This is a genomic window from Plantibacter sp. CFBP 13570, assembly GCF_014841395.1.
In the GTDB taxonomy this organism is placed as follows: Bacteria; Actinomycetota; Actinomycetes; order Actinomycetales; family Microbacteriaceae; genus Plantibacter; species Plantibacter auratus.
In genome coordinates, this window is the sequence record NZ_JACYTW010000067.1 from 1 (window position 1) to 18,299 (window position 18,299).

Consider the following 18,299-nt stretch of genomic DNA (forward strand, 5'->3'; position numbering starts at 1 on the left):
GACGGACGTCGGCGGGCTGAGCGGTGCGCACTGATCCGTTCGCTCGCGGCGTCCGGCCGGGCGGTCGTCGTCTCGAGCGAGGACCCGGCGGCGCTCGCGGCCGTCTGCGACCGGGTCGTCGCCGTCCGCGCGGGCCGGATCGTGGGGACCGTCGGCGCTGCTGACGCGCCGGATTCCGAGCCGCTCGACGCACGCGCCGTCATCGAGGCGATGGGCGGTCTCGCATGAGTCGCGATCGCATCGTCCTGTCCATGGCCACGGCAATATACAACGTTGTACACTGGAGCGCGGCCCAGCCCTGATCCACCCGGCCGAGCAGCCGCCCCCACCCGCTTGCACCACAGCATCGCGAATCAACCGAGCACCAGATCGACGAAGGAGTCCCACCGGTGAACACCGAGCAGAACCCGGCCGCCAGCGCCCCCGAGCAGGCGACAGCCACGCACGCCGAGACCTATACGATCGGCGTCGACTTCGGCACGCTGTCCGGCCGAGCCGTCGTCGTGCGAGTGTCCGACGGTGCCGAACTCGGGTCGGCGGTGCTCGACTACCCGCACGCCGTCATGGACCGTGAGCTCGCCTCGACCGGCGCCGCGCTGCCGCCCGACTGGGCGCTGCAGGTGCCGGCCGACTACGTCGCCGTCATGCAGTCCGCTGTGCCGCGCGCCGTCGAGGCCGCCGGGATCGACCCCGCCGCCGTCATCGGCATCGGCACCGACTTCACCGCCTGCACGATGGTCCCCGTCATCGCCGACGGGACACCGCTCAACGAGCTGCCCGAGTACGCCGACCGCCCGCACGCCTACGTGAAGCTGTGGAAGCACCACTCCGCGCAGCCGCAGGCAGACCGCATCAACGAGCTCGCCGCCGAGCGGGGCGAGTCCTGGCTGCCGCGCTACGGCGGCCTCATCTCGAGCGAGTGGGAGTTCGCCAAGGGCCTCCAGCTCCTCGAGGAGGACCCCGAACTGTACGAGCGCATGGACCACTGGGTCGAGGCGGCAGACTGGATCATCTGGCAGCTGACCGGCACCTACGTCCGCAACGCCTGCACCGCCGGCTACAAGGGCATCTACCAGGACGGCGCCTACCCGAGCCACGAGTTCCTCGCCGCGCTCAACCCCGCCTTCGAGCGCTTCGCCGACGACAAGGTCGCACACGAGATCGGAGAACTGGGCGCCGCCGCCGGCACCCTGTCGGCCGAAGCCGCTGGGTGGACCGGTCTCCGCGAGGGCATCGCGGTCGCGGTCGGGAACGTCGACGCGCACGTCGCAGCACCCGCGGCGCAGGCCGTCTCGCCCGGCCAGATGGTCGCGATCATGGGCACCTCCACCTGCCACGTCATGAACGGCGACGTCCTCCGCGAGGTCCCCGGCATGTGCGGCGTCGTCGACGGCGGCATCATCGCCGGCCTCTACGGCTACGAGGCCGGGCAGTCGGGCGTCGGCGACATCTTCGCCTGGTACGTCGCGAACCAGGTCCCCGCCCGGTACACCGAAGAGGCTGCGGCGCGTGGTGTCAGCATCCACGAGTACCTCACCTCGCTCATCCAGGACCAGCCCGTCGGCGCGCACGGGCTCGTCGCCCTCGACTGGCACTCGGGCAACCGCTCGGTCCTCGTCGACCACGAGCTCTCCGGCACCGTCCTCGGCCTGACGCTCACCACCCGCACCGAGGAGGTCTACCGCGCGCTGTTCGAGGCGACCGCCTTCGGCACCAGGAAGATCGTCGAGACGTTCAACGCCTCGGGCGTCCCCGTCACCGAGTTCATCGTCGCCGGCGGTCTGCAGCGGAACCCCTTCCTCATGCAGACGTACTCCGACATCCTCCGCCTGCCGATCTCCATCACGGCGAGCGACCAGGGGCCCGCGCTCGGCTCGGCCATCCACGCGGCCGTCGCCGCCGGGGCCTACCCGGACGTCCCGGCCGCCAGCGCCGCCATGGGCAAGGTGAACCGCGCCGTCTACACGCCGAACGAGGCCGCGGCCGACGCGTACGACCTGCTCTACGCGGAGTACGCGACGCTGCACGACTACTTCGGTCGTGGTGCCAACGACGTCATGAAGCGCCTGAAGCGCATCCGCCGAGCCGCCCTCGGTGGCGGCGTCGACAGCCTGCCGACCGACACGGAGACCACCGCCCTCGAAGGAGCAACCGCGTGAACACCTACTCACCCGAGATCGAGGTCGCGATCGCACGCGTCCGGTCCGACGTCGCCAAGCTGCACGGCGAACTCGTCCGGTACGGGCTCGTCATCTGGACCGGCGGCAACGTCTCCGGCCGGGTGCCGGGAGCCGACCTCTTCGTCATCAAGCCCTCCGGCGTCGACTACGACGACCTCGCACCCGAGAACATGATCCTCTGCGACCTCGACGGCAACGTCATCCCGGGCACGCCCGGTGCTGAGCGGTCGCCGTCGAGCGACACCGCGGCGCACGCATACGTCTACCGGCATATGCCCGAGGTCGGCGGCGTCGTGCACACCCACTCCACCTACGCGGTGGCCTGGGCGGCACGCGCCGAGCCCATCCCGTGCGTCATCACGGCGATGGCGGACGAGTTCGGCGGGGAGGTCCCGGTCGGTCCGTTCTCGATCATCGGTGACGACTCGATCGGACGCGGCATCGTCGAGACGCTGACCGGTCACCGGTCGCGCGCCGTACTCATGCAGAACCACGGTCCGTTCACGATCGGGAAGGACGCCCGCGACGCCGTGAAGGCCGCGGTCATGGTCGAGGACGTCGCCCGCACCGTGCACATCTCGCGTCAGCTCGGCGAGCCGAAGCCCATTCCGACCGAGGCGATCGACGCCCTGTTCGACCGCTACCAGAACGTCTACGGCCAGGCGCCGCAGGGCGCGCTCTAACCAGAACGACCTCCGGTCCGATCCCGGTCCCTGACACCCTCCCGGTCCCTGACACCCTCCCGGTCTCTGAGCTTGTCGAAGGGCCACCCCACCACGGTCCCGCCCTTCGACAGGCTCAGGGATCGAAACGACCTCAAGAAAGAACCTACCAATGCCGAAGCCCACCACCACGCTCGACCACTACACCGTCTGGTTCCTCACCGGCAGCCAGAACCTGTACGGCGAGGAGACCCTCCGTCAGGTCGCCGAGCAGTCCCAGGCCATCGCCGCCGAGCTCGGCGCTGCCGCCGACGTCCCCGTGCGGATCGAGTGGAAGCCCGTCCTCAAGGACTCCGAGTCGATCCGTCGGGCCATGCTCGACGCGAACGCCGACGACAGCGTCATCGGTCTCGTCACCTGGATGCACACCTTCAGCCCGGCCAAGATGTGGATCGCCGGCCTCGACGCGCTGCAGAAGCCGCTGCTCCACCTCCACACGCAGGCGAACGTCGAGCTGCCGTGGTCGGAGATCGACTTCGACTTCATGAACCTCAACCAGGCCGCGCACGGCGACCGCGAGTTCGGGTACATCCAGACGCGTCTGGGCGTCGCCCGCAAGACGGTCGTCGGCCACGTCTCCGACCCGCGCGTCCAGCGTGAGGTCGGCACCTGGCAGCGCGCCGCCGCGGGTTGGGCGGCCACGCACGAACTCAAGCTCGCACGCTTCGGCGACAACATGCGTTACGTCGCCGTCACCGAAGGTGACAAGACCGAGGCCGAGCTGCGCTTCGGTGTGCAGGTCAACACGTGGAGCGTCAACGAGCTGGCCGAGGCCGTGCACGCGTCGACGGACGCTGACATCGACGCCCTCGTCGCCGAGTACGAGGAGCTGTACGACGTCGTCCCCGAGCTGCGGAAGGGTGGCGAGCGGCACGCGTCGCTCCGCTACGGCGCCGCGATCGAGCTGGGCCTGCGCTCCTTCCTCGAGGCCGGCGACTTCGCCGCGTTCACGACGAGCTTCGAGGACCTCGGCGAGCTGCGTCAGCTGCCGGGCCTCGCCGTCCAGCGCCTCATGGCCGACGGCTACGGCTTCGGTGCGGAGGGCGACTGGAAGACCGCCGTCCTCGTGCGCGCCGCGTCCGTCATGGGTGCCGGCCTCCCCGGTGGCGCCTCGCTCATGGAGGACTACACGTACCACATGGAGCCCGGCAACGAGCTCATCCTCGGTGCGCACATGCTCGAGGTCAGCCCGACGCTCTCCTCGGCTCGTGCCACCCTCGAGGTGCACCCGCTCGGCATCGGCGGCAAGGAGGACCCGGTGCGCCTCGTCTTCACGGCCGACTCCGGCCCCGCCGTGGTCGTCGCGATGAGCGACATGCGCGACCGCTTCCGGCTGACGGCGAACGTCGTCGAGGTCGTCCAGCCCATCGAGGCCCTGCCGAAGCTGCCCGTCGGGCGCGCCGTGTGGAAGCCGGCTCCGGACTTCGCGACCTCGGCCGCCGCCTGGCTCACCGCCGGCGCCGCGCACCACACCGTCATGTCGACCGCGGTCGGGGTCGAGGTGTTCGCCGACTTCGCGGAGATCGCCAAGACCGAGCTCCTCGTGATCGACGAGTCGACCACCACGCGCGACTTCCAGCGCGAGGTGCGCTGGAACAACGCGTACTACCGCCTCGCCCAGGGGTTCTAGCCCCGGGACGATCCGACCGAGACGGCCTCCTGCCCACCAGCGGGAGGCCGTCTTGCGTCGTGGTGTCGTCGATCGTGCTGTGCGACGTCGGCGCTTGCTAGCCTGGGGCGACGCGCCGGGGGTGGCGCGCTGAACGACGGGGGTCGACCGATGACGGACGTGTTCACGCAGACGGAGCAGCAGGAGCCGGGCGAGGAGGGGACGGCCGAGCCGACGAGGCTCGGATGGAAGCTCGCGATCGGTGGGACCGTCCTCGTCGCCGGTGTCGGAGCGGTCCTCGCGATCGTCGCAGCGACCGGCGGGTTCGCCGCCGCCGACCCCGCGGCCGCCGAGCGGGCGATGGAACGGTGCATCGCGGAGCGGGCGAGCAGCATCATCGATGCCGGCGACCGCACTCCGGCCGAGGCCGCCGCCGAGGGATGTGCGCTCGATGCCGAGTCGGACACCTTCCTCGACGAGTACGGCGACTGACCCGGGTCGGTTCGGGCGCGTTCGGGCGCGCTACCGGAGCCCGATGATCGTGCCGACGACGAACAGCCCGAGCGCGCTCCACATGAGGATGTCGTCGACGCTCATCCGGACCCTGAGTCGCCGACCACGGGTGCTGACGCGGCCGGCCGCAGCGGTCGAGGCCGACTCGTCCGCTTTGGCGCTTCGCCGGTCACCTCGGGTCTCCCGCCACCGGGCCCAGCGTTCGACGCGGTCGTCCACGGCGTCGACAGCGGCGGCGATGTCCTGCCAATCGTCGACCTTCGTCGTGACGAGGTCGTCGCTGGTCACGAGCAGGAGCCAGTCGTCGACGATCTCCACGTCGAAGCCGCGCACGTGGTCGAGCAGTCGCGCCATCACGTCGGGCGTGAACAGGTAGAGGGCATCGGCCTCGTAGCCGACCGGGCAGTAGAGGTGGAAGTGTCGGTCGAAGCCGCCCTCGAGGCTGAGCTGCTGCGTATCGGCCGGGGCGCCGGCGCCAGTCATGCCTCGGCGGCGGCCGTCCTGGGCGCGGAGCAGGATGTGGGGGAGGGCGACGGGCATCCGGAGCGCGCAGTAGCCGCCGAAGGGGGCCGCGAGGTTCTTGCGGTTGCCCATGACCTCGTAGTTGGCGATCTCGATGCCACGCGGCTCCCGGCTCCGGAGGACTCGATGGAGGTTCACCGACCCGCGGCTCCGCCAGGGCATGTCGCGCTGGAGGGCGATGGGACCGACGCGGTAGTCGAACCCGTTGGCCTCGGCGAAGGTGGCGAGGCGGAGGTGTGTGCGTCGCATGGTCCTCCGCGACCAGACCCTGATCGTCATGCGGACGAGGATCACGGCGAGGAGGATCATGACCACCACGAGCGTGCCCATGCCGAAGGCGATCCCTCCCGCGTTCCTGCCGCCTTGAGCGTAGGCGAGCAGGCCGACCAGGCCGAAGAAGAAGATGCCGAACAGTCCTCCGATCGCGCCGAGGGTGGTGGTGAGCCGTCGGACTCGCCCGATGCGATCGCGGGCGCCGGGGTCCTCCCTGACGAAGGCTCGCCACTGCTCTTGAACCTCGTGTCGGGGAAGCGGCCGGGTGAGCGCACTCGTGTCGAGTGGTTCGGGAAGCGCCTGCACGCCCTCCAGCCTAGTTCCGCGTCGAGGCGCGGCCCGCTCAGTCGGGGGCGTCCGTCGGGGCCTCGTACCCGACCGGCAGCTCGGGGACGGTGCTCGTGCCGGCGTGGAACGCGGTGACCGCGAGGAGTGTCGGTACCGGCGCTTCCTCAGAGCGGCCCGCCTCATCGGCGACGTCGGGGACGAGCGCGATCGTCAGCCGATCGGTCGTGACCGGTTCGAACACGTGCACCCTCGAGACGCCGACGGAACCGGCTTCGACGAGCGTGCGGCCGTCCGGTGTGCGGACCTCGTGGCGGTCGATGAGCTGTCCGGCGGTGAGGTCCTCGTGCAGCCGGAGGTGATCGACGGTGACCGGTTCCGCGAACGTGACGGTGACCGTCGACCCGTCGGTGGTCAGCGTTCCCGGGATCGGTCGCGCGAAGCGTCGGTCGCGCTCCGCGGCCCAGGCGGTCACGCGTTCCACGTCGGCATCGGGGAGGAGCCCGCGGGTGTCGGGTGGGAGGTTGAGGAGGAGGTTCGCGCCGAGTCCGATGGACCGGTAGTAGATCGCGAGCAGATGCTCGACCGACTTCGGCTCGTCGTCCGGGTGCCAGAACCAGCCGCGGCGGATCGAGACGTCGCACTCGGGCGGCAGGTAGAGGGCCTCCTCGAACCGGCTGGTGACGACGGTGTAGTTGCTGAAGTCGGTGTGGTCGACGACGTACCGCACCGGGTCTTCGGCGAGACCGTTCTCGTTACCCACCCAGCGGATCGTCGGGGCGCCCATGTTGAACACCATGGCCTGCGGCTGGAGCCGTTCGATGATCGCGGAGATGCCGGGCCAGTCGTAGGTGTACCCCTCGGACCCGGCGCCGTCGAACCACAGCTCGACGAGCTCGCCGTAGTTCGTGCACAGTTCGGTGAGCTGTCGGGCGTACACCTCGGCGTAGCGCGCCTCGTCGGCGTACTCGGGAGCGTGGCGATCCCACGGCGAGAGGTACAGCCCCAGTCCGAGACCCGCTTCGCGACAGGCTGCTGCGAGCTCAGCCACGATGTCGCCGTGGCCGTCCCGCCACGGTGAGGATGCGACGCTGTAGTCGGTCGTCGTGGTCGGCCAGAGACAGAACCCGTCGTGATGCTTCGCGGTGAGGATGACGTATCCGGCGCCGATCGAGGCCGCGACGCGCACCCACTGCCGCACATCGAGGTCGCTCGGATCGAAGCTCGAGGCGGGCAGGGTGCCGTCGCTCCATTCCTTGCCGGCGAAGGTGTTGACCCCGAAGTGGAAGAACACGCCGAAGCCGTCCTGTTGCCAACGCAACTGGCCCTCGGTCGGGACGGGACGGTGCGCGTGGTGGTGCGGCTGTTGACTCACTTGACTCCTCCTGCTGCGACGCCTCGGTGGAACCATCGTTGCAGCACGATGAACACCACGAGGACGGGGACGACGGCGATGATGGATCCGGCCATCACGACCCTGGGGTCGAACCCGAACGACGACGCCGAAAGTCGTGCGAGTCCGAGCGAGACGGTGAACGACGACTCGCTCCGCAGGACGAGGAGCGGCCAGAGGAAGTCGTCCCACGCGGTGATGAACGAGTTGACGACGACGACCAGCATCGCGCCGATGGACGACGGCAGGAACAGGGCGGTGAACCGCTGCCACTCCGAGGCTCCGTCGAGGAACGCGGCGTCTTCGATCTCGTCGGGCACCGCCGTGAACGCGGCCCTCATGATGAGGACGTTCATCGCGGAGACCGCACCGGGGAGCCACGCGCCGACGAGGGTGTCGAGCAGGCCGAGCTCCTGGGTCATGAGGAAGAGCGACACCATGATCGACTCGAACGGCACGACCATCGACACGATCAGGACGGTGAAGGTGACCCGCCGCCCGCGCCAGCCGCGTCGGGAGAGCATGTAGCCGGCTGCGGTCGGCAGCACCACCTGGGAGGCGATGGTGAGCGCGCAGACGATCGCGCTGTTCGTCAGGTACGCGTCCATCGGGATCTGCCGGAAGATCGTGACGTAGGCGTCGAGCGTCGGCGACTGCGGGAACAGGGTGGCGTCGCGTCCGAACAGTGCTTCGCCTGAGCCCTTGAGTGACGACAGGAACTGCCACAGCAGGGGGCCGATGGAGATGACGAGCACGAGGAGCAGGAGCGCGTACCGCACCGGTGTCGTCTTCGACCAGCGCCGACGCCGACGCCGCAGGAGCGGTCGTGCGGGCGGCTGCTGGATGTGCGCGCTCATGCGTCCTTCTCCCCGCCGAAGCGCTGCGCCAGCACGGCGAACACGGCGGTGAGTGCGAAGAGCGCCACGCTCGCGGCCGCACCGTAGCCCGCGTTGCCGGTGATGGGGTCGAGCGCTGCGTCGCGGATGAAGAACGGGAGTGTCCGCGCCTCGCCTCCCGGACCACCGGTGGCGCCGCCGAGCAGGTAGACCTCGCTGAACACGCGGAGCGACCCGATGCCGGCGAGGAGCCCGACGAGGAGCATCGTGAGGCGGGTGCCCGGCACCGTGATGGTGAGGAACCGTCGCGTCGGGCCGGCGCCGTCGAGCTCGGCCGCCTCGTACAGCTCACGGGGGATGTTGGAGAGCGCAGCCAGGTAGAAGATCAGGTACCACCCGAGCCCACGCCACACCGTGAGGGCGATGGCGCTGAGCAGGATGAGCGACCCCTCGGAGAGGAACGGCACCGCCTGCTGGATGAGACCGACCCGCTGGAGCGCCGTGTTCACGGGCCCCTGTTCACCGAGGAGGTTCTGCCAGACCAGCCCGACCGCGACGACGGACGCCACGATCGGAGCGGCGTAGGCGGAGCGGAAGAACCCCATCCCGGGGAGCCGGGTGTGGACGAGCTGCGCGAGCAGCAGCGGGAGGACGATCAGCAGGGGGACGGCGATGATCGCGTACAGCACACTGTTGCCGGTCGCGGACCAGAACGCGGGATCCTGCAGGATCGAGCGGTAGTTGTCGAGGCCGACGAACGCTCCACCCATGCCGAGCGGGGACGTGTCGGTGAACGACAGTGCGATGGTCCCGACGAAGGGCCCGACGCTCCAGATCGTGATCATGAGCAGCGCGGGTGCGCACCACAGCAACGGCACCCAGAGCGGTCGATAACGCGCCGCCCCGTTGAGGTGGATCGCGGTCGTCATCGAGCGTCTGCTCCGATGACCCGGTTGGCCGCGTCCTGCGCGGCCTGGAGTGCCTCACGCGGCGCCTTCTTCCCGGTGAGCGCCAGCTGGAGCTCGGCGTTGACCGCGTTCGCCACTGCGTCGCTCCACTGCACGATGGTGACGATCTCCGCTTCGTCGGCGAGGTCGACGGCGAGACGGTTCGCCTCGTCGATGGGGGCGGTACCGGTGATGTCCGTGAGCTTCGGGATGCCGAGCGACTCGGTGGTGCTCGGGAAGTTCTGGATGCGTGGGTCGCTGATGAAGCGGTTCTGCTGCTCGGCGTCGAGGAGGAATCGCGCGAAGGCGATGGCGGTGGCCGGGTTGGTGCTCGTGCTCGGGACACCGATGGTCTGCACTTCGGCGATCGCCGTGCCGCGGCGGTCGAGGAGGGACGAGACGCCCACGTGCTCGTAGACGCCCGGGTTGCCCTCCTGCACGTACCGGAGCGAGGAGGCGTTCGGTGAGCCCCAGACGGTCGCGCCCTGGGTGAACAGGGCGGTGGGCTCGTCGTCGGACGCGATCGAGTCCTTCGGGATGCCGCCGGCCAGCGCGAGTCGCGTCATGCGCTCGGTCCACTCCTGCACGGCCGGATCGTCGGCGAAGACGAACGCCGAACCGTCGTCGGCGATGACCTCGGCCTCCTGCAGCTGCCACTCGAGCGGGAGTCGCAGACCGAGACTCGCGGAGAAGGCACTGAACTCGCCGTTCGACCGTTCGGCGACCTGATCGGCCGCGTCGAAGAGTTCCTCGAAGGTGGTCGGCGGCTGCTCCGGGTCGAGTCCGGCGCGCTGCATGAGCTCGGTGTTGTACGTCTGGAGGCCGATGAGGCCCCAGTACCAGGGGAGCACGTAGTGGTGGTCGTCGCCCGGGAGGACCAGGCTGTCCCACAGGCTCGGGATGAAGTCGTCGCCGATGCCCGGTGACGCGGCGTCGAGGTCGGCGAGGAAGCCCTGTTCGCGGAGCCCGCCGGCGGTGGCGAGCGGCATGTTCACGACGTCTGCCAGCGAGCACGCCTGCGCGTCCGCGACGAGCCGGGTGGCGAAGCTGCCGTCGCCAGGGTCGTCCTCCCAGGTGACGGTCGTGCCGGGGTAGGTGGCCTCGAACTCCTCGATGAGTTCGGTGAAGTACTCGGAGAACGAGGCCTTCAGCGCGGTGGTCTGGAAGGTGATCTCACCGGACGGCGTCGCGTCGACCGGCGTGCCAGCGGCGAACTCGTCTGCGATCGCGCAGCGACCGACGCGCTCGCCCCCGGCGTCGCCCGTGCACGCGGAGAGCACGGCCAGCGTGGCGGCTGCAGCGGCGATCGACAGGGTTCGTTGGTGCTTCATGGGGGCTCTCCTCGTCCGCGGACGGGTTCGTCAGCCGTCCTTGCATATCGAGGATAGGCATGAGGTATGTGATATGCAAGCCCTGTGTACAAAAGCCTCATGAGGGCTGCTTGTGGAGTGCGCTCAGCCGTCCAATCGACGGAACCCCACGGTCATGGCCGGATATCGGTGGCCCATGGCCGGGAATCCCTCGGCAGGGTTCGCGGCACCCGTCAGAATGAGGGCATGACCGAACAACGCGCCGTCCTCGATGCCACCGTCAGCTTCCTGAACGGCGGCGGTCTCGCCGTCGAGGACTTCCGTCTCGACCTGCCGCCCGCCATCGCGCAGGCGAAGGGGAAGGCGCAGCAGCAGGAGGTCGGTCGGCTGCTCGTCACGCACCTCGGTCTCGCGATGGTCGGCGAGATCCGCATCACCAAGCTCGAGATCGTGCGCGAGCAGCACAAGGGCTCCCGCGGGATCCTGGCGGCGGCAGCGGCAGCCGGGCTCGAGATCCCGGACACCGCAGCGCAGGCGGACGCCGTGCGCCCCCGTCCGGAGGGCGCGCTCGTCGAACTCAGCCACCCGATCCGTGCCGGCCTCCGCACCTACCCGGGATTGCCGGAACCCGTGATCCGTCCGTTCCTCACCCGTGAGGACTCTCGCCCGAAGTACGCCGAGGGCACCGAGTTCGCGATGGACATCATCGAGATGGTCGGCAACACCGGCACCTACCTCGACAGCCCGTACCACCGCTACGCCGGCGGCGGCGACCTCGCGAGCCTGACGCTCGAGCAGCTCGTCGACCTCCCGGCCGAGGTGTTCCACCTCCAGGACTCGGCGGAACGCGGTATCGGCGCGAACGTCTTCCTCGAGCGCGACCTGCGCGGGACCGCCGTCCTCCTGCACACCGGGTGGGACCGCCACTTCGCGACCGAGGCCTACACGAAGGACGCTCCCTACCTCGCCGAGGACGGGGTGCGGTACCTCGTCGAGCAGGGCGTGGTGCTGGTCGGCATCGACTCCATCAACATCGACGACACCGAGCCGGGATCCGGTGGCGCGCGTCCGGCCCACTCGCTGCTCCTCGAAGCCGGGATCCAGGTGGTCGAGCACCTCACCGGCCTCGAGCAGCTCCCCGCGAGCGGCGCCGCCTTCACCGCGACGCCGCCACTCGTCGAGGACTTCGCGACCTTCCCCGTCCGTGCCTTCGCGCGACTGCCCTAGGCGCGGTCCGAAGGCCGTCCTCGCGGTGCCGTGGGCGCGCTGAGGACGGTCCCGATCACTCCTCGATCTCGGCCCGGAGCAGTGCCGCATCGGTGTGCTGCTCCAAGCGCTCGTGCGCGTCCGCGAGCTCGGCCGTGACCGTCGTCCAGTCGGACGAGCCGGCAGGGAGGCGTCCGCGAGCCGAACGGAACAGGTCGACGGAACCGGCGTGGTCGTCGACGGCGACCCGGGACCTCGCCGCGAACACCTCGGCCACCGCCGCGCCGTTCTCGTCGCCGGCGGCCACGAACCCCGCGGCGGCGAGCCGAGCGGTCGCCGTCGCGTCGTCGGCGCGTCCGAGTGCACCGAGCGAGCGGGCCTCCGAATCGGTGATGTCGGCCACGAGCCACGCCGCCTCGTGCGCCGAGGCGATGTCGCGAGCCTCCGAGTAGAGCGGCAGCCCGGTGTCGTCGCCGAAGGCCGCCCGTGCGCTCGCCGCACGCTGGAGTGCCTGGACGAGGAGCTGCGGGTCGCCCAGACGACGAGCGGCGGCGAGTGCCTGGTCGATGACCTCGATCGCGTCGTCGTCCTCGAACTGGACGAGGAGCGTGCTCAACCCGAAGCCGGTGCGGATGACCACCTGGTCGTTCCCGACCGATGCGGCGTCGTCGAGCGCAGCGCGCCACACGCCGTACGCCATGCCGTGTTCGCCGATCATGCGCGCGGCCTCGCCCATGTTGGCGAGCAGGTCCGCGAGCTCGCCCGGCGCGGCGTGCTCGCGCTTCGCCTGGTAGACCTCGTCGTAGTGCTCGAGCGCCGTGGCGGCATCGCCCGCGAACTGGAGGTACCGCGCGAGTTGGAGCGTGAGCGAGTCGAGGTCGGCGTACTCCGCCCGCTTCGCGTGGGTGATCGCGAGCTGCATGCGGGCCGCGGCCTCGCGATCACGGTCGGCGTCGCTCAGGAGGGCTGCCGAGAGGGAGCACGCCTGGATGATGCCGAGTCGGTTGCCGAGGACGGTCTGGAGGGCGACGAGTTCGTCGGCGAGCGCGACCCCCTCGGCGAAGGCCCCGGCCCCGCCGAGCATGCGGGTGCGGAGCGTCAGTGCCGGGAGTCGGACCGACGCCCGCTGCCCGGGCTCGAGGAGCGGGTCGAGAAGCTCTGCCGCCTCCTCGATCCGGCCGGTCACGGCGAAGAGGTGCGCGTGCAGGAGACGGGCCGGCGGGCCTGCCTCGCCCGGGTCGTCGATCGCGGCGGCGAGCACGGCCTCACCGGCGAGCCGGTCGGCGATCCCCATGAACCGTTCCGCGGACTCCTGCTCGGTCTGCGCTCCCGCCAGCTCGAACGCATGGCGTGCGGTGACGACGAGCGTGTGGATGAGCCGGTCCGCGTCGACGGGGACGAGACGGGCGTCGTCGAGCTCGGCGAGCAGGAGGGTGAGCCGGTCCTCGGTCGCCGTGCCGAGGAGGGCCACGCCGAAGCGGGCCTCGACGTCGGCGACGGCGATGCGTCCTGCTGCACGGAGCGCGGTGTCGCGATCGGCCCAGGCCGCCCCCGCGCGGTCGTCGTCACCCTCGATGACCGCTGCCTGCGCGATCGCGCCGAGGAGCCCGGCGCGGAGGTTCTCATCGGGATCCGCGTCGTCCGCGAGGAGCGCGAGGCCCTGCTCGGCGGCGACGATCGCACCGCGTGGGTCGGCGCTCTGCAGGAGCGCGGAGGTCCGTTCACGCCACTCGGCGGCCGTGGTCGCCGGTTCCGGCTCGGCGACCGGGGCTGCGAACCCCTCGACCGACAGTGGGAGGTCCCAGTGCTCCGTCGCGAGTGCCCGCGCGGCCTCGAGTCGCTCGGTGCGGAAGCCGTTGCCGTTGCGTTCGTCGAAGGCACGGGTCAGGTGCTCGGCGGCTGCCCAGGCGCGTGCCGCTACCGCGGTGACGGTCCAGTCGGCGGCGTCGGTCGACTCGGTGCCGAGGTACCGAGCGAGGTCCGGGGCGTCGGCACCGCGGACGGGCAGATCACCGTGACCGGCTCGGGCGACGGCATCCAGCAGGACGCCGACCGCGATGAGCCCGTCGGCGTGCCCGGACAGGTTGATGGGGTCGTTGACGAGGGCCGGCAGGTGGCGCTCGAGCATCGCGAGGCCGCGCGCCTCGTTGCCCGTGACGGCGCAGAACACGAGGTGGTCGGCGATGATGCCGAATCCGTCGGCGTTGGAACGGGCGACCCGGTAGCTGCGCTGGTGCGCCGCCTTGGCGTCGTCGAACCGGCCGGCGCGGAGGTAGGGGAGGAGCGCCTGTGCCTCGCTCGTCTCCGGCTCCTCGCCACAGCTCATGCGGTTCTCGAACATCTCGTCGTAGATGCGGATCGCGTCGTCGTCGTGCCCGCGGAGCTGGTGGAACCAGGCGTCCTCGTTGCGCACGCACGCCTCGCAGTGGCTGTAGCGGTCGTCCTCGATGGTCGAGCGGCGTTCCAGGAACACCGCTGCCTCGTCGAGGCGGCCGGTCACCGTCGCGATGTGGAACTGCGACTGCACCACGCCACTCATGGTGGCACCCGCTGCCGCGTACCTCGCCCGCATGTCCTCGTGCATGGCCTCGATCTGCGCGAGCGAGAAGGTCGGGTTCGTCGAGAGGCGGCCGGCCATCCACTTGTACTGGAACAGCAGGTCGCAGCCGCCGACCGTGATCGGGAAGCGCTCCGGGTCGGCGTCGTGCTTGCCGACGCACCAGCCGAAGGAGCTGAACATGGCGTCGGTGTCGCCCGTCATGTGCGCCGACTGGGTCAACCGCATGCGGGTCGCGTACGCGGCCTCCTCGTCGCCGGCGGCCTCAGCCCGCCGGAGTGCCTCGTCGAGCAGGGCGCGCTCGGCGGGACCACACGGCAGGGTGTCGGCCTCCTCGAGGAGGTCCTGGACGCTCGCGTCGGGGTCGATGTCGTTCACAGGGGTGGCGGTGGTGTCGGTCATCGGAGTTCCTTGTCGTCGAGACCGACACTGAGGCCGATCAGGTCGGTCATGGCTGCGTCGAGCATGCGGCGGTCGCGTGCTTCGAGGGGGCGGTGCCCGGCGAGGAGCGCCTGGACGTAGAGCAGTTGGATGCTGCGCTCGAACACGAGGTCGTCGTCGAGGGTCGCCAAGCGGCGGACGAGCGCCGCGTTCCAGTTGAGGCAGAGCCGGGCTGCGGTGTCGGCCTCAGCGCCTCCCGGGCCGGCGTCGGCGAGGAAGGAGTCGACGGCCCCGACGACCTGCGACCAGATACCCGGCGCGACCGAGGCGGCCCGATGCCGCTCGAGCCGTCGGAGCACGGACGGGTCGGCGACGTACAGCGCGGCGAGGTCGTCCGGCCGGTACCGGCGCACCGAGACCCGGCACTCGACCTCAGCGAGCACACGGCTGGCGCGGTCCTCGAGTGCCGTCGTCGCGGCGAGGTCGTCCAGGTGCGGCGGCTCGAGGTTGTCGAGCTCGTCGGCGACGGTCACCCGTTCGACCCGAACGCCGTCGATCAGGTGGGGCAGCCGCTCCAGGATCTCCTGGTCGTACACGTACCCGCCGTTGACGATCGGTGAGGCCGGATCGACGACCGCGGCGATCTGACGGAACTCGTCGCGGGATGCCGTGTACCGGATGATGCCGGTCTGCGACAGATGTTCGTCGATGGTCATCGTGCCGGCGGAGGTCTCGATCGGGAGCCACCGGACGACGGCGCTCGCGAGGTCGTCGTCGTGAGCGGCGATCGCCTTGATGCCGAGCTGGTGGACGCCGATGAACTCCTGGAGTCGGTGCGGCCGCTGGCGGGCGAGGTCGAGGATCCACCGTCGCAGGGTTGCTCCGATGGCCTCGCGGGTGAACTCCAATGCGTCGTCCTGCACGAGCTGCTCGCGCGACGCCGTCGGACGGAGCCCCGTCGTGTCGACGATGCAGCGGACGAAGAACGCCCACTCGGGCAGCAGGTCGTCGATCTGTTCGCTCAGCAGCATGCCGCCGAGGTAGACCCGGCTCGCCTGCCGGGCGCCCGGCGGAGGCGGCGAGGGGAGGACGAAGGCGGTGCCGCGGGTGCCGGTGCCTGGCACCACGATCTCGACGGCGTCGAACGGGCGCGTCCCGAGGAGGTCCTCCCCGAACGCCAGGAGTGCCTCGCGAGTGGTCGCCTCAGCCGTCCGGAACACCGGGTCGACGTTGATGCGCACCGGGTGGTCGGGTGCGGAGGGATCGACCACCTCGACGTCGAGGTCGAGGAACCGTCCGAAGGTGGTGGCGAGGCCGAGCACCGTGCCGTGCCCGAGCAGACTGCCGTCGTGCAGTGGACCGTCGATGCGCGGGTCGAGGACGACCTCCGAGCCGATCGGCATGGCGGCGGTCGTGGCGTCGTCGAGTTCGCGGATCGTGAACGTGCCGTCGGCGTCGCCGATCCACTCGATGGCCGGACCGCCACGAGCCGATCGGCTGCGGACGGTGATGGTGTCGGCGACCATGAAGCAGCTCAGCAGACCGATGCCGAACCGGCCGAGGTAGTCGCCGCGCTGGAGTTCGTCGAGGTCGCCGCGCTTGGAGCTGCGGCCGACCGTCGCCAGCAGCTCGGCGGCTTCGTCGCGGGTGAGCCCGACACCGTCGTCGCGGAATCGGAACGGCGAACCCGCCTCCGAGCCGGACGGTGGCACGTGCGGGGTGATGAGGAGTCTGCCGGGAGGAGCCGTCGGGTCGTCTGCGCGACGGGCTGCGACGGCGTCGCGTCCGTTCTGCAGGAGCTCACGGAGGTAGACGCGCGGTCCCGAGTAGATGTGGCGGCTGAGCAGGTCGACGACTCCGCGGAGGTCGACCTGGAACGGCAGCGGGGCTCGGGAGTGGTCTGGCATGGCTCTCTTCCGTCGGCGGCTACGGGGCCTGCATCGGGGGTACATGCAGGGTGGATCGGGCTCCAGGCAGGCGGACCGCGACCGGTTCGTCTGCAGCCGGATCAGCCTAGCGAACGTCGTGAAACGGATGCTGGGCGGTCGCCTGGGAGTCGTCGAGACGACCGCGCTCCCCAGGGCCTGTGGAGCGAGGTCGACGCCGATCGGTCGTCCGGGGGTGTCGCGAAAACGCGTCCCCGGCTGCTAGCCTTGACGCCGCTTCTCGAATCGATTCGACATCGATTCGGACCACCCCTCCCATCCCCCCCCGCACCTCGCTAGGAATCCGTTCACCAGTGCACACCGCAGGAATCACCGTCGTCCACCCCGGGGACTCGCTCTCGGGCAGGCAGCGCCTCGTCTACATCCTCGTGCTCGGCGCGCTCACCGCGCTCGGGCCGTTCACCATCGACCTCTACCTGCCGGCGTTCCCGATCCTCGAACAGGACCTCGACGTCCCGGTCAGCCTCATCCAGCTCACCCTCACCGGGACCACGATCGGCTTCGCAGTGGGCCAGCTCTTCATGGGGCCCTGGAGTGACAAGGTCGGCAGGCGTCTCCCGCTCATCCTCGCGACGAGCATCCACATCCTGGCCTCGGTCGGCGCCGCGTTCGCGCCCGACATCGGGTGGCTCATGGTGTTCCGCGTGCTGCAGGGTGCTGGCGCGGCGGCCGGTGGTGTCGTCGCGATGGCGATGGTCCGCGACCTCTTCGGCGGGAAACCGCTCGTGCGGATGCTGTCGCGACTCGCGCTCGTGAACGGGCTCGCGCCGATCGCCGCCCCCGTCATCGGGTCGCAGCTCCTCCTCGTCCTCGACTGGCGCGGCCTCTTCGTGTTCCTCGCCGCCTACGGGCTGTTCGTCGTCATCGCGGTGTCGCTCTGGATCGTCGAGACCCTGCCGCCTGCGCGGCGTCGCGACGCCGGACACAGCACCGTCCGCGACCGCTACCGCTCGGTGTTCAGCGACCGCGTGTTCGTCGGTGTCGCCCTCATCGGTGGCATGAGCTTCTCCGGCCTGTTCGCCTACCTCTCGAGCTCGTCGTTCCTCTTCCAGGAGGTCTACGACTTCGACGCACAGGAGTACGGCCTCCTGTTCGCGGTGAACTCGCTCGGCATCGTCGCCGGCGTGCAGATCTCGTCGCGCCTCATGCGCTGGTATGGGCCGCAGTGGATCCTCGCCTGCACGACGATCGTGCAGCTCATCTCCGCGGTCACGATCGTCGCGCTGACGATGGCCGACGTCGGGCTGTTCGGTGTGCTGGTGCCGCTGTTCTTCTTCATCCTGTCGTGCGGCTTCGGCTTCCCGGCGGTGCAGGTGCTCGCACTCGCGAACCACGGCCACGAGGCCGGGACGGCGGCGTCGCTCCTCGGGGCGCTCAACTTCGGGCTCGCGGGACTCATCTCGCCGATCGTCGGCGTGCTCGGGATCGGTACCGCGATCCCCATGGGTGCGGTGATGGCCGCGACCTCGGTCGTGTCGGTGTGTGCGCTCTGGTTCATCGTGCAACCGAAGAAGGTCCCGGCCCTCGCCGGCTGACCTGGTGGGCTCGCGCCAGCGCGGTGCGCCAGCGCGGTGCGCCAGCGCGGTGCGCCAGCGCGGTGCGCTGACGTGAGCGCGGGC

The 18,299-nt window shown here is 70.3% G+C and carries 13 protein-coding genes and 1 pseudogene; 7 read left to right on the forward strand and 7 right to left on the reverse strand.

Going from position 1 to position 18,299, the window contains the following annotated elements; genetic code table 11:
• From IFT89_RS17015 to IFT89_RS17035, 5 genes and pseudogenes are all read left to right on the forward strand, one after another.
• Positions 1-228 (forward strand): annotated as a pseudogene (locus IFT89_RS17015) (hypothetical protein); the annotation flags it as partial.
• A 233-nt stretch (positions 229-461) separates the two neighbouring features.
• On the forward strand, positions 462-2,159 hold the full coding sequence (araB, locus tag IFT89_RS17020) for a ribulokinase (protein ID WP_370581971.1): 1,698 nt from the start codon (positions 462-464) through the stop codon (positions 2,157-2,159).
• On the forward strand, positions 2,156-2,863 hold the full coding sequence (locus IFT89_RS17025; RefSeq protein ID WP_202939545.1) for an L-ribulose-5-phosphate 4-epimerase: 708 nt from the start codon (positions 2,156-2,158) through the stop codon (positions 2,861-2,863). Before araB ends, IFT89_RS17025 begins: the two co-directional genes overlap by 4 nt.
• 151 nt (positions 2,864-3,014) lie before the next feature.
• Positions 3,015-4,532, forward strand: a complete 1,518-nt coding sequence (gene araA / locus IFT89_RS17030) for an L-arabinose isomerase (protein ID WP_137243847.1) — start codon at positions 3,015-3,017, stop codon at positions 4,530-4,532.
• A gap of 150 nt (positions 4,533-4,682) precedes the next feature.
• Positions 4,683-5,003, forward strand: coding sequence for a hypothetical protein (locus IFT89_RS17035; protein ID WP_202939546.1), 321 nt, complete (start codon positions 4,683-4,685; stop codon positions 5,001-5,003).
• A 30-nt stretch (positions 5,004-5,033) separates the two neighbouring features.
• Here IFT89_RS17035 and IFT89_RS17040 read toward each other — a convergent pair whose 3' ends face one another.
• The 5 genes from IFT89_RS17040 to IFT89_RS17060 are packed head-to-tail and all read right to left on the reverse strand — an operon-like array spanning position 5,034 to position 10,611.
• Positions 5,034-6,125 carry a hypothetical protein gene (locus IFT89_RS17040; protein WP_202939547.1) on the reverse strand — a complete coding sequence of 364 codons (1,092 nt, stop codon included), beginning with the start codon at positions 6,123-6,125 and terminating at the stop codon, positions 5,034-5,036.
• Between the two features lie 37 nt (positions 6,126-6,162).
• Positions 6,163-7,479: an alpha-L-fucosidase gene (locus IFT89_RS17045; RefSeq protein ID WP_307783535.1), complete on the reverse strand. Its 1,317-nt coding sequence runs from the start codon at positions 7,477-7,479 to the stop codon at positions 6,163-6,165.
• Positions 7,476-8,354 (reverse strand): carbohydrate ABC transporter permease, encoded by an 879-nt coding sequence (locus IFT89_RS17050; RefSeq protein WP_202939549.1) that lies wholly within the window; start codon positions 8,352-8,354, stop codon positions 7,476-7,478. The genes IFT89_RS17045 and IFT89_RS17050 overlap by 4 nt, the downstream gene beginning before the upstream one ends.
• On the reverse strand, positions 8,351-9,262 hold the full coding sequence (locus IFT89_RS17055; RefSeq protein ID WP_202939550.1) for a carbohydrate ABC transporter permease: 912 nt from the start codon (positions 9,260-9,262) through the stop codon (positions 8,351-8,353). The genes IFT89_RS17050 and IFT89_RS17055 overlap by 4 nt, the downstream gene beginning before the upstream one ends.
• Complete coding sequence (locus tag IFT89_RS17060; RefSeq protein WP_194645185.1) at positions 9,259-10,611, reverse strand: extracellular solute-binding protein; 1,353 nt, start codon at positions 10,609-10,611, stop codon at positions 9,259-9,261. Before IFT89_RS17060 ends, IFT89_RS17055 begins: the two co-directional genes overlap by 4 nt.
• A gap of 225 nt (positions 10,612-10,836) precedes the next feature.
• Here IFT89_RS17060 and IFT89_RS17065 point away from each other — a divergent pair, with 225 nt between their 5' ends.
• A complete protein-coding gene (locus IFT89_RS17065) occupies positions 10,837-11,817 on the forward strand; it encodes a cyclase family protein (RefSeq protein ID WP_192019490.1) in 981 nt (326 codons plus the stop codon).
• A 55-nt stretch (positions 11,818-11,872) separates the two neighbouring features.
• Here IFT89_RS17065 and IFT89_RS17070 read toward each other — a convergent pair whose 3' ends face one another.
• On the reverse strand, positions 11,873-14,755 hold the full coding sequence (locus IFT89_RS17070) for a hypothetical protein (RefSeq protein WP_202939551.1): 2,883 nt from the start codon (positions 14,753-14,755) through the stop codon (positions 11,873-11,875).
• Positions 14,752-16,641 (reverse strand): HSP90 family protein, encoded by a 1,890-nt coding sequence (locus tag IFT89_RS17075; protein ID WP_202939552.1) that lies wholly within the window; start codon positions 16,639-16,641, stop codon positions 14,752-14,754. The genes IFT89_RS17070 and IFT89_RS17075 overlap by 4 nt, the downstream gene beginning before the upstream one ends.
• A gap of 332 nt (positions 16,642-16,973) precedes the next feature.
• Here IFT89_RS17075 and IFT89_RS17080 point away from each other — a divergent pair, with 332 nt between their 5' ends.
• Positions 16,974-18,215, forward strand: coding sequence for a multidrug effflux MFS transporter (locus IFT89_RS17080; protein WP_205858686.1), 1,242 nt, complete (start codon positions 16,974-16,976; stop codon positions 18,213-18,215).
• Positions 18,216-18,299 lie beyond the last annotated feature (84 nt).